Origin of the sequence: Microbacterium galbum (assembly GCF_032464915.1) — a bacterium.
Classification (GTDB): domain Bacteria; phylum Actinomycetota; class Actinomycetes; order Actinomycetales; family Microbacteriaceae; genus Microbacterium; species Microbacterium galbum.
In genome coordinates, this window is record NZ_JAWDIS010000002.1 from 190,535 (window position 1) to 202,446 (window position 11,912).

The window sequence follows — 11,912 nt, forward strand, 5'->3', positions numbered from 1 at the left end:
AGACTCCCCCACGTCGTCGCGGAATCGATCGCGCCGACTCTTCGACTCTAGCGAGTGAGGGGCGATGCCGGGCGGAGTCGCCGCACGATCCCCGTTCTCGCCGGAGCGACCGGAGGTCCGCCTCCCTCGCCGCGACCTCGCCGATCACCGTCGGCACGAGGCGGTCGAGCACCGTCGCACGGGAACGCCGCCCACTGCTCCTTGAGACGTTCACCGCCGCGGCGACCGCACCGTTCCGGTCGCGCACGGGCACCGCCACCGAGGTGAGCCCGGGCGCGAGCTCGACCTCGACGACGGCCCCCACGCGTCAGATCATGCGGCGAGCGCCAGGTACGGCTCCCAGCGCGGGTCGCTCTTGTCGACGCCCCGCACCGTCCACGACGAGCCGCGCGGGGGCGCGGGCACGAGTCGCAGCTCCCACCGCATCTCCTGCGGGGTGCGATCGCCCTTGATGTTGTTGCAGGCCAGGCAGCAGGCCACGAGGTTCTCCCACGTGTCTTTCCCGCCGCGAGAGCGCGGCAGCACGTGGTCGATGGTCGACGCGGCCTTGCCGCAATAACCGCACCGGTGCGCGTCGCGCCGCAGGACCCCGCGGCGCGTGACCGGCACCTGACGCGCCCCCGGCACCCGGACGTATCGCGTCAGGATGATCACCGCCGGGCGGTCGTAGGTTCCCGCCGCCGCCCAGACGGGGTCTTCCTCGATGCGTTCGATGACCGTGGCCTTCTCGTTCATGACGAGCACGAGCGCTCGTTTGAACGACACGACCGCGAGGGGCTCGTAGCCCGCGTTCAGGACCAGTGTGCGCATTCCGCTTCCTCTCGAATGGCCGAGACGGCTTCTCGGATGTTCGACTCGCGACGACGGCTGAGGCGCAGGGGTATGAAAAAAGGCGCTGTCTAGGCAGACAGCGCCTGGGTGATCGCGGCGAAACCGCGGCATCCGAACACACGATGCCGAAGAACGAGCAGCCCGAGCGCATCCATGGTGCGGATGCGCGGGCTGGTGTTCATCGGCGTTCCCTCCGGTTCTTCCGACGTCGCTGACAGGCTAACCCACTGCGACACGCCCGGGGTCGGGTGCGGGGGGAAACAGGAAGCGGCGTGTCGGAGAACGATCGTCTCCGGCACGCCGCTTCAGGTCGCGATCTCCGCGACGAAGGTCAGCCCGCGTTCTGCTGCAGCCAGGCGTAGGGGTCGACGACCGAGCCGTTGATGTGCACCTCGAAGTGCAGGTGGTTCGCGGTCGAGCTGCCCGTCGAGCCGACGAGGCCGATCAGCTGGCCTGCCGCGACGGTCTGGCCCGCCTGCACCTGACGGCTGCCGTACGTCATGTGACCGTAGGTGGTCGACACCTTCTGGCCGTTGATCACGTGCTCGATGACGATGCCGACGCCGTAGCCGCCGTAGCTCTCGGACGAGACGCTCACGACACCCGCCGCGGCGGCGAAGATCGGCTGACCGCCGGGGGCGAGCAGGTCGACGCCCTGGTGGTAGCCCGAGTCCCAGAGGCCACGGCCGAGGATGTAGCTGGTCAGCGGCCAGCGCACCTCGCCCGAGCCGGGAGCGGTCATCGTGAGGTCGATGTTCGAGACCGACGAACCGGCGGTGGATGCCGACTGGCGGGCCCGCTCCGCGGCTGCCGCCGCGGCGGCTGCAGCCGCCTCCTCGTCCTTCTTCTTCTGGATCTCCTCCGCCGTGGTGGCGGAATAGCTGCTGCGGTCGAGGCTCTCGGCCGTCGCGTCCGACGCGACGACGAGCGACTGGTTGTCGGGCGCCGACATCTGCTGCAGCGACATCGTCTGGGCCGCGGGCACCGTGGCCGCGTACGCCGGGATCGCGACGGTGGCGACGAGCCCTGCGACCATCGACAGGATCACGGCGCTGCGCAGCGGCTTGACCCCGCGCCGCCGGGCGGCGCCGGTGGGGGCGGGAGCGGTACGGGCGACGGGTGCGGTCGCCGTGGAGCGGGACTGCATCGGGCGGCGGGTGGGTCGAGCGACCTCAGCGCGCGCGCTCTTGCGGGTGGGACCCGTTGCGGGGACCTCGGGTAGGTCCGCAGCGGGATCGTTGTGTTCAGCCAAAGTTCCTCCGGCGCCTCTGCGTCTGGGACGCTGGCTCGTCAGCACTCGATGGTTGGGGGCACGATGTGCGGGCTTCACCCTCTGCGGACGACGAGCCGATGAGGCAAACCGCGAGGGGTCCGACGGCGGGCTTCTCGCCTGTGGACCCTCAGAGGCTACCCGAAGATAACGAACAAGTCACGCTCTGCATCGAGTGACGGCCCAATGCCCGGCGAAGGCTCAGCCTCGGTCGACTCAGCTCTCGGCGACGAGGAAGATGTGCGACGCGACCTCGACCGGGAGTTCGAGCCCCTCGTCGACGCCCTCCATCTGCACCAGCACGTACCCCTCGTTGAAGCGGTAGTCACCGCGCGCTCCGGGCAGGACCCCCGCCGCCTTCAGCTGCTGCAGGAGCTCGGGGTCGACCTGCGCCGGCTCGGCGAGCCGACGGACCGTGCCCGAGATCGGACCGCCCGCGTCGGTGAGCTTGCGCACCAGACCCACGACCCCGTCGTCGAACGTGGCGCTCGCGGTGTCGCCGAGCTGGTCGAGACCGGGGATCGGGTTGCCGTAGGGAGACTCGGTGGGGTGGCCGAGCAGCTCGACGAGCCGGCGTTCGACCTGCTCGCTCATGACGTGCTCCCACCGGCAGGCCTCGTCGTGCACGTAGGCCCAGTCGAGACCGATGACATCGCTCAGCAGCCGCTCGGCGAGACGGTGCTTGCGCATGACGTCGACCGCCTTCTGACGACCGTCGGAGGTCAGCTCGAGGCGCCGGTCCTCGGACACCACCACGAGGCCGTCGCGCTCCATGCGTCCCACGGTCTGCGACACCGTCGGACCCGAGTGGCCGAGGCGCTCGGAGATGCGCGCGCGCAGCGGCACGATCTTCTCCTCCTCGAGCTCCAGGATGGTGCGCAGATACATCTCGGTGGTGTCGATCAGGTCGGTCATTCAGCAGTCCTCGATGTCGCGCGGCAGGTCCTCCCAGCCTACCGACCCCCTCCGACATGAGCACCGGAGGGCCGGGACCGGGACCCTAGAATCGGTCCCATGCCGCACGTGGAACTGCCCAGTGACCTCCTGCCCGCCGACGGCCGCTTCGGATGCGGCCCTTCGAAGGTGCGCGGTGCGCAGCTCGAGGCCCTCGTCACCCGCGGGGCGTCGATCCTCGGCACTTCGCACCGCCAGGCGCCGGTGAAGAACCTCGTCGCCAGCACGCGCGAGCGCCTCGCGCAGCTGTTCCGCCTCCCCGAGGGGTACGAGATCATCCTGGGCAACGGCGGATCGACCGCGTTCTGGGATGCCGCGGCCTTCGGCCTCATCGAGAACCGCAGCCAGAACCTCGTCTTCGGCGAGTTCGGCGGCAAGTTCGCCTCCGCGGCCGCAGCCCCCTGGCTGCAGGCGCCCGACGTCCGCAAGGCCGAGCCGGGCACCCGCACGGTCGCCGAGGCCGTCGAGGGCGTCGACGTGTACGCGTGGCCGCACAACGAGACCTCCACGGGCGTATCCGCGCCCGTCCAGCGCGTTCAGGCGGATGCCGGCGCGCTCACCGTGATCGACGCGACCAGCGCCGCGGGCGGCATCGACTTCGACGTGACGCAGGCCGACGTCTACTACTTCGCCCCGCAGAAGAACCTCGGCTCCGACGGGGGCCTGTGGTACGCCGCCGTCTCGCCGGCCGCGATCGAGCGCATCGAGGGCATCGCGGCATCCGACCGCTACATCCCCGAGTTCCTGAGCCTGAAGAACGCGCTCGACAACTCCCGCCTGCAGCAGACCCTCAACACCCCGGCCCTGGCCACCCTGCTCCTGCTCGACGAGCAGCTCGGCTGGATCCTCGACAACGGCGGCCTGTCGTGGGCGGCCGGCCGAACGGCGGAGTCGTCGGCGGCACTGTACGACTGGGCGGATGCCAGCACGGTCGCGACCCCGTTCGTCGCCGACCCGGCCGACCGCTCCCCCGTCGTCGTCACGATCGACTTCGACGAGAGCATCGACGCCGCGGCGATCGCGAAGAGCCTGCGCGCCAACGGCATCGTCGACACCGAGCCTTACCGCAAGCTCGGCCGCAACCAGCTGCGGGTGGCGACGTTCGTCTCGATCGAGCCCGACGACGTCCGCCGCCTCATCGGCGCGATCGACTACACGATCGAACGCCTTCCCGGCGCCTGAGCCGGTCACGACGAAGGCCGCCCCGCATCACGCGGGGCGGCCTTCGTCGTTCGGGGCTGCGCGTCAGTAGCTGCGGTCGCCCTCGTCGCGATCGTCGTCGTACGCCTCCGCGTCGTCGTCGTCGTCATCATCCGCGTGGTCGTCGTCCGCGTCGTCGCCATCCGCGTCGTCGCCGTCCGCCCGATGGTCGGGGGCGTGGTCCGCGTCGAGTTCGTCGATGTCCACGCCGTCGAGGTCGCCCGCGTGGAAGCGGGCCTTGGGCTCGTCCTCTTCTTCGTCGTCGTCGTCATCGGAATCGTCGTGCTCGTCGTCGACGTCGTCGTCATCCGCTTCGTCGTCGGCATCCTCTGCCGCCGCAGCGGCCTGGGCCGCCTGGTACTCGGCCAGTCGCGTCGCCCACGGCACCCAGTCGGGGGCGAGCAGCGCGCCGTCTCCGGGGAGCAGCTCGACCTCGAGCACCGTCGGCTCGGAGTCATCGACGACCGCCACGCTCACCGTCCAGAACCACCCCGGGTATCCCGACAGGCGCGTGTGGAAACGGAGCGAGACGACGCCGTCGTCTTCGAGGGTGTATCCCGCGGCGGGGCCGACGGTGTCGGCCGCGGTGATCTCGTGCAGGGCCGCGAGGGCGAGATCGTGCGCGCCGGTCAGCCGCTCGTCGGCGACCGGCGAGGGCTCACCCTGCTCAGGCTTCGAAGTCATCGGCGACCTTGCGCAGGACCGCGGCGATCTTCTGGGCGTGCGGGCCGCTGGGGTAGCGACCGCGACGCAGGTCACCGCCGATGCCGTCGAGGAGCTTCACGAGGTCCTCCACGATGATCGCCATGTCGTCGGCCGGCTTGCGCGACCGCTTCGACAGGCTCACCGGAGCGTCCAGCACGCGGACCGACAGCGCCTGCAGTCCGCGCTTGCCGTCGGCCACGCCGAACTCGAGGCGCGTTCCGGCCTTGGGAGCGGGGGTCCCGGCGGGCAGAGCCGTGGCGTGCAGGAACACGTCCTGGCCGTCATCGGTGCTGATGAAGCCGAAGCCCTTCTCGTCGTCGTAGAACCTGACCTTGCCGGTGGGCATGGACACCTCGCTGGATATGTGCGCGAACGCGCGGCGGAACGCGGGAACCGAGCGGATCCCGGTCTTCCAGCCTACGACACCGGCGCCAGGCAGTAGGCTGAGCGCGATGAGCACCCGCACCACCGGCGGCAGCACGCCGGGCGACGACGTTCCCGTCCGACGTATCGACCGCATCCTGGCGTTCATGTCGCTGGGGCTCCTCGTGCTGTCGATCGTGTGCTTCTTCGCGATCATCGTGGGCTCCAGCTCCGGAGCCGACATGGGCTCGGGCATCTGGCCGACGATCGGGGTCATCGTCTACATCGCCCCACCGGTCGCCTTCGTGTGCCTGCTGGCCGTGCTCATCATGAGCTTCGCCCGAAGGGCGCGGGCCAACAAGGCCCGCTGACGTGCCCGAGACCTCCGCACAACGCGCACTGGCGGTCTCGTTGGGCGCGCGCGACGACGCCTCCCTCGCACGCCTGTTCACGGGGCGGCACGTCGCTCCCTCGAGCGCCTGGCGCGACATGTTCGACGCCGCCGAGGCGCTTCTCGATCCGGCCTCGGTCGCTCGGGAGCTGCCCGCCCTGACGCGCGACGAGGCGATCGCGCTGCTCGACGCCGTCGCCGGCAGCCCGGCCACCGGCGCCGCGCGCGACGCGCTGATCGCGCGCGCCCTGGTCGGCGACGACGGCATCCCGTTCCCGACCGTCACGAGCGCGGTGCACGAGGCGCTCCCCGACGGACTGCCCGCGGCCCCGTCCGCGACGGCGCCCGCCCCGACCGCGGAGACGGCCTCGGCAGCGGCGGAGGCCGCTTTCACCAACGCCGCCTCGGTCGCCGACATCCTCATGCTCACGCTCGAGTCCCCCCTCGGCCGTATCGGGTCGGGGTCGCTCGGCGCGACGGAGCGGCGACGACTCGTCGACGCGGGGGCGGTGACCACCGCCGCCGAAGCGGACCTGCTGGTCGGCCTCGCCTCCGACGTCGGCCTCCTGGGCGCGAACGACCGAGCGTGGCTCGTTTCGCCCCGGGGCCGCGAATGGCTGCGCCTGCCGACCCTCGAGCGCTGGAGCCGCACGGCGGTGGCCCTGCGCGATGCTCTCCCCCGCGCGTATCGAGCGGATGACGGAGGCTGGATCCCCAGCGAGCACTGGGCCGACGCCACCCCCTTCGACCCCGAGGGGCCCGAGCGCGCGACGCTGTGGATCCGGCGGCTGGTGCGCTGGGGCCTGCTCGACGCGGCGGGACGCGTGGCGCCCTGGGCGGCCCCCCTCGCGGCCGGCGGCGAGCTCGACACCTCGGCGTTGAAAGAGCTGCTGCCCCCCGAGGTCGACCGCGTCTACCTGCAGAACGACTTGACCGCGATCGCGCCGGGACCCCTGGCGCCCCACCTCGACGTACGGCTGCGCACGATGGCCGCGCGCGAGTCCCGCGCCCAGGCCTCGAGCTACCGTTTCAGCGCCGGCACGGTGGGCGCGGCGATCACCGCGGGCGAGACCGCGGAGTCGCTCCGGAGCTTCCTCACCGAGATCTCCCTCACGGGCCTGCCGCAGCCGCTCGCGTACGTCATCGAACGCACCTCCGCCGAGCACGGCCGCGTGCGCGTGGGCGTCGACGCCGACACCTCTCTCACGCGGGTGACCACCGACGACGAGACCCTGCGACGCTCGATGGAGGTCGATCAGTCGTTGCGCTCGATCGCCCTGGCGCGCGACGACGGCGACGACCTCGTCTCCCACGTCTCGGCCGACGTCGTTTTCTGGGCCCTCACAGACGCGCACTATCCCGCTGTCGCCGTCGACGCCGACGGCCGCCCCCGCGCTCTCGAGCGCGCGAAGCTCGCCGGCGCCGAGCAGCCGGCATCCGACCCCGACGAGCTCTACGCCCCTCTCCTGGAGCGCCTGCGCAACGGCGCCCAGGACTCGGATGCCGCATGGCTCGAGCGCGAGCTCGATCACGCGGTCCGCGCCCGCGCCGTGGTCGACGTGACCGTGCGGCTGCCCGACGGGTCGGCGCGCGTGTTCCGGCTCGAGGCGACGGGTCTCGGCGGCGGACGCCTGCGCGGACGCGACCGCGCGGCCGACGTCGAGCGCACGCTCCCCCTCTCGCACATCGACGGGGTCGCCCCGGTCGACTGAGACCAGGGGACGCCGGGCTGCTTGCGACCCCGGTAGACTCGAACGCTATGTCTGACGGCCCCTTGATCGTGCAGAGCGACCGCACCGTCCTCCTCGAGGTCGCGCACCCCCAGGCGGAGACGGCGCGGCACGAGCTCGCGGTCTTCGCCGAGCTCGAGCGCGCACCCGAGCACATCCACACCTACCGGATCACGCGGCTCGGCCTGTGGAACGCCCGCGCGGCCGGCCACGACGCCGACGCGATGCTCGAGACGCTCGACACGTGGTCGCGCTTCCCCGTCCCCGCATCCGTCAGCACCGACATCCGCGAGACGGTCAACCGGTACGGGCGCCTCGTCATCGAGCGCAACGACGAGGGCGCCCTCGTCCTGCGGTCGACGGATGCCGCCGTCCTCGGCGAGGTCTCGCGCAACAAGCGCATCGCTCCCCTGCTGATCGGGCATCCCAGCCCCGACAGCTACCTCGTCGACGCATGGGCACGCGGTCACATCAAACAAGAGCTGTTGAAGATCGGCTGGCCCGCCGAAGACCTCGCCGGATACACCCCCGGCACCCCGCACCCGATCGACCTCGCCGAAGACGGCTGGAGCCTGCGCCCCTACCAGCGTCAGGCGGTGGACTCGTTCTCCGAGGGCGGGTCCGGCGTCGTGGTGCTCCCCTGCGGCGCCGGCAAGACGCTCGTGGGCGCGGGGGCGATGGCCGACACGCGCACGACGACCCTCATCCTCGTCACCAACACCGTCAGCGCCCGTCAGTGGCGCGACGAGCTGCTGCGGCGCACGACCCTGACCCCCGACGAGATCGGCGAGTACTCCGGTCAGGTGAAGGAGATCAAGCCGGTCACCATCGCGACGTACCAGATCCTCACCGCCAAGCGGAAAGGCCAGTACGCCCACCTCGCCCTGCTCGACGCCCTCGACTGGGGCCTCGTGCTGTACGACGAGGTGCACCTCCTCCCCGCCCCGGTCTTCAAGCTCACCGCCGACCTGCAGGCGCGCCGCCGCCTCGGCCTCACTGCGACGCTCGTGCGCGAGGACGGACGCGAGGGCGACGTGTTCAGCCTCATCGGCCCCAAGCGCTTCGACGCGCCGTGGAAGGAGATCGAGGCCCAGGGCTTCATCTCCCCGGCCGCCTGCTACGAGGTGCGCATCGACCTCCCGGCCGACGAGCGCCTCGAATACGCCGCCGCGGCCGACGAGGATCGCTATCGCCTCGCCGCCACCGCCCCCGCGAAGATCGACGTCACGCGCCGCCTGGTGCAGCGGCATCCGGGTGAGCGCGTGCTGGTCATCGGGCAGTACCTCGATCAGATCGACGAGCTCGCCGAGGCGTTGAACGCCCCGCAGATCACCGGCGCCACCCCGATCCCCGAGCGCGAGGAACTGTTCCAGGGCTTCCGCGACGGCAGCATCCCGCTGCTCGTCGTCTCGAAGGTGGCGAACTTCTCGGTCGACCTCCCCGAGGCGTCCGTCGCGATCCAGGTGTCGGGCTCGTTCGGCTCGCGGCAGGAGGAGGCGCAGCGCCTCGGACGTCTGCTGCGACCTAAGCAGTCGAACCACACGGCGAGCTTCTACACCCTCATCGCGCGCGACACCGTCGACCAGGATTTCGCGCAGAACCGTCAGCGCTTCCTCGCCGAGCAGGGCTACGCCTACACGATCCTGGATGCCGACGGGATCGACGCCGCGGCCGCCTGACGCATACCAGCACGCGGCTTTCCGTTCCATATCCAGGACATTGCGGGGTCGGATCACGATAATGAGGGGATGACAGCTCCTCGCATCCTCGTCGTGGACGACGAACCGAACATCCGCGACCTGCTCATCACGAGCCTGCGCTTCGCCGGTTTCCAGGTGCGAGCCGTGGCCAACGGCGCGCAGACGATCTCGGCCGTGCTCGAAGAAGAACCCGACCTCATCGTGCTCGACGTGATGCTGCCCGACATGAACGGCTTCAGCGTCACCAAGCGGCTGCGGGGTGCGGGCTACACCGCCCCCATCCTCTTCCTCACCGCGAAGGACGAGACCGAGGACAAGATCGAGGGGCTGAATGCCGGGGGCGACGACTACGTCACCAAGCCCTTCAGCCTCGATGAGATCGTCGCCCGCATCCAGGCGATCCTGCGTCGCACGATGCAGGCCGATGAGGAGTCGATCATCCGCACCGGCGAGCTGACGATGGACCAGGACACCCACGACGTCAGCGTCGGCGACGTCTCGATCGACCTCAGCCCCACGGAGTTCAAGCTCCTGCGTTACCTCATGCTCAACCCCAATCGCGTGCTGTCGAAGGCCCAGATCCTCGACCACGTCTGGGAGTACGACTTCAACGGCGACGCCGGCATCGTCGAGAGCTACATCTCGTACCTGCGTCGCAAGATCGACCCGCACTCCTCCGAGCCGCTCATCCAGACCAAGCGCGGCTTCGGCTACATGCTGAAGTCGGGCAAGAGCGCCTGAGCGGAAGGCGTCCGCCCTGTCGCCCTCCGACGATGCCCTGACGCGCTGGTGGCGAGGTCTGAGCCTTCGGACCAAGGTCACCGGTGTGACCGTCGCGCTGCTCGCGATCGGTCTGTTCACCGCGGGTATCGGCACCATGGTGTTCCTGCGCACCACGCTGGTGAACAATCTCGACGAGCAGTTGGCCCAGCAGGCGGCGGGCAGCATCGCCAACAGCATCTTCACCACGACACCGGTCGACGGCGGCATCGAGTTCACGCAGGTCGAGAACGCCCCGCAGATCGGGTCGATGGTCGTGGTCTACGGTCCTGACGGCCGACGCGAGGCTTTCTACAACGGCACGTCGTCGAAGGCGCTGCCGCAGCTGCCCGATACCTTCACCGTCGAGCAGACGTACGGCCAGATCGACCGTCGCATCGAACTGGAGGACCCGGACTCCGGAGCGCACTTCCTCGCACGCGTCGGCGTCCTGCAGGTGCCGGGCAACCCCGGCGTCTACACGCAGATGGTCGTGCAGCCCCTGGCGCCCACCGACCGCATCGTCGCCGCGTACGTCGGCATCTACGCGTTCGTCGCGCTGCTCATCCTCATCGCCACGGCCCTGCTCACGAGGTGGCTGGTGACGCTCGCCTTCCGCAATCTGCGCCAGGTCGAGACGACCGCGATGGACATCGCCGCGGGCGATTTCAGCCAGCGCCTCACCGACATCGTGCCCGACACCGAGGTGGGGCGGCTCAAAACCGCCATTAACGCCATGCTCGCGCGCATCGACGGCGCCCTCGGGCAACGGGATGCCACCGTGCGGCAGATGCGCCGGTTCATCGGTGACGCGAGCCACGAGCTGCGCACCCCGCTCGTGACGATGCGCGGCTATGCCGAGCTCTACCGCATGGGGGCGATCCGCTCCGACGAGGACGTGGCGCAGTCGATGGAGCGCATCGAGAAGGAAGCGATCCGCATGGGGGCGCTCGTCGAGGATCTCCTCGCGCTCGCCCGCCTCGACGAACGCCGTGATGTCTCGATCACCGAGCTCGACCTGCGTCCCATCGCACGTGACGCCGCCCTCGACCTGCGGGTGACCTCGCCCCAGCGCGAGGTCACGGTCGACGACACCACCTCTCGCGGTCCGCTCGTGCTGCCCACGATCACCCTCGATCCACTGCTCGACTCGGGCGGACACCCCGCTGAGGCCGCGACGCGACGCCGCACGGCTCCCACCACGTCGGCCATGGCGATCGCCGGAGCCACGCTGTCGCGCCTGCGCCGCCGCCAGAAGGACGGCACCGATCCCGCCACGACGACCGGGGAGGCACCGACGACCGAGCCGGCCGCACCGCCGGCCGGAGCGATGCGTCCCACACCGCGGCTGGCGCCGATCGTGCTGGGCGACGAGAACAAGGTGCGTCAGGTGGTGGCGAACCTCCTGGGCAACGCGCGTCGATTCACCGCCGACGACTCCCCCATCGGGCTGCGCGTGGGAGTGGATGCCGAGAACGACATGGGCTGGATCGAGATCATCGACCACGGCGAGGGCGTTCCCGAGCAGATCCGCGACCAGATCTTCCAGCGCTTCTGGCGCGCCGACACCTCGCGCACGCGCGAGACCGGCGGATCCGGCCTCGGTCTGTCGATCGTGGCATCCATCGTCGATCTGCTGCACGGTACGGTCGAGGTCGTCGACACCCCCGGCGGGGGCGCGACGTTCCGGGTGTCTCTTCCGCTGGCCGATCGTCGCGACGCCGCGGAGCATGCGCTGATCGAGACGCAGCCGCTCGAGCGCCTCCCCGACGATCACCGGCCCGACACCCCGGCCTGAGACGCCGCGCTCCGTTTCCCGGCGGGGATCGTCCGGCGGGGACCGCGTGAGCGAGTCCCTTCGGCAGATCACGCCGCGTGGTCGTCTCGCGACGTGGGCGAAACGATCCGCAGCACGCCGGAAGGACACGCGGCAGGCTCGAGCGCTCGCGCGAGCGAGAGGGCTCGGCGGCGTCGTTCGTCGACGCGCCGCCTCGAGCGACCGAGGCACC

Annotated in this window: 11 protein-coding genes and 1 pseudogene; 6 read left to right on the forward strand and 6 right to left on the reverse strand. The window is 70.6% G+C overall.

Going from position 1 to position 11,912, the window contains the following annotated elements:
* Positions 1–157: 157 nt before the first annotated feature.
* The 4 genes and pseudogenes from RWH45_RS16280 to RWH45_RS10045 all read right to left on the reverse strand — a co-directional run.
* Positions 158–304 (reverse strand): annotated as a pseudogene (locus tag RWH45_RS16280) (IclR family transcriptional regulator domain-containing protein); the annotation flags it as partial.
* Between the two features lie 8 nt (positions 305–312).
* Complete coding sequence (locus RWH45_RS10035; protein ID WP_315994767.1) at positions 313–810, reverse strand: HNH endonuclease; 498 nt, start codon at positions 808–810, stop codon at positions 313–315.
* 352 nt (positions 811–1,162) lie between these two features.
* Positions 1,163–1,978, reverse strand: a complete 816-nt coding sequence (locus tag RWH45_RS10040; RefSeq protein ID WP_315994768.1) for a M23 family metallopeptidase — start codon at positions 1,976–1,978, stop codon at positions 1,163–1,165.
* Positions 1,979–2,317: 339 nt separating this feature from the next.
* Positions 2,318–3,016, reverse strand: coding sequence for an iron-dependent transcriptional repressor DtxR (locus tag RWH45_RS10045; protein WP_315994769.1), 699 nt, complete (start codon positions 3,014–3,016; stop codon positions 2,318–2,320).
* A gap of 99 nt (positions 3,017–3,115) precedes the next feature.
* Between RWH45_RS10045 and serC the strand changes: the two genes are divergently transcribed.
* On the forward strand, positions 3,116–4,237 hold the full coding sequence (gene serC, locus RWH45_RS10050) for a phosphoserine transaminase (protein ID WP_315994770.1): 1,122 nt from the start codon (positions 3,116–3,118) through the stop codon (positions 4,235–4,237).
* Between the two features lie 63 nt (positions 4,238–4,300).
* Here serC and RWH45_RS10055 read toward each other — a convergent pair whose 3' ends face one another.
* Positions 4,301–4,939, reverse strand: a complete 639-nt coding sequence (locus tag RWH45_RS10055; RefSeq protein ID WP_315994771.1) for a DUF3027 domain-containing protein — start codon at positions 4,937–4,939, stop codon at positions 4,301–4,303.
* Positions 4,923–5,306, reverse strand: a complete 384-nt coding sequence (locus RWH45_RS10060; RefSeq protein ID WP_307454093.1) for a cold-shock protein — start codon at positions 5,304–5,306, stop codon at positions 4,923–4,925. Before RWH45_RS10060 ends, RWH45_RS10055 begins: the two co-directional genes overlap by 17 nt.
* Positions 5,307–5,412: 106 nt before the next feature.
* On the opposite strand from RWH45_RS10060, the gene RWH45_RS10065 reads away from it, so the two are divergent.
* The 5 genes from RWH45_RS10065 (at position 5,413) to RWH45_RS10085 (ending at position 11,701) form a co-directional block, all read left to right on the forward strand.
* Complete coding sequence (locus tag RWH45_RS10065; RefSeq protein ID WP_315994772.1) at positions 5,413–5,694, forward strand: multidrug ABC transporter ATPase; 282 nt, start codon at positions 5,413–5,415, stop codon at positions 5,692–5,694.
* 1 nt (position 5,695) lies between these two features.
* Complete coding sequence (locus tag RWH45_RS10070; protein ID WP_315994773.1) at positions 5,696–7,426, forward strand: helicase-associated domain-containing protein; 1,731 nt, start codon at positions 5,696–5,698, stop codon at positions 7,424–7,426.
* 47 nt (positions 7,427–7,473) lie between these two features.
* Positions 7,474–9,123: a DNA repair helicase XPB gene (locus tag RWH45_RS10075; RefSeq protein ID WP_315994774.1), complete on the forward strand. Its 1,650-nt coding sequence runs from the start codon at positions 7,474–7,476 to the stop codon at positions 9,121–9,123.
* Between the two features lie 69 nt (positions 9,124–9,192).
* The gene (locus RWH45_RS10080) at positions 9,193–9,885 is read left to right on the forward strand and encodes a response regulator transcription factor (protein ID WP_076676776.1); all 693 of its coding nucleotides are present in this window, start codon (positions 9,193–9,195) and stop codon (positions 9,883–9,885) included.
* A 136-nt stretch (positions 9,886–10,021) separates the two neighbouring features.
* A complete protein-coding gene (locus RWH45_RS10085) occupies positions 10,022–11,701 on the forward strand; it encodes a sensor histidine kinase (protein ID WP_315995264.1) in 1,680 nt (559 codons plus the stop codon).
* Positions 11,702–11,912 lie beyond the last annotated feature (211 nt).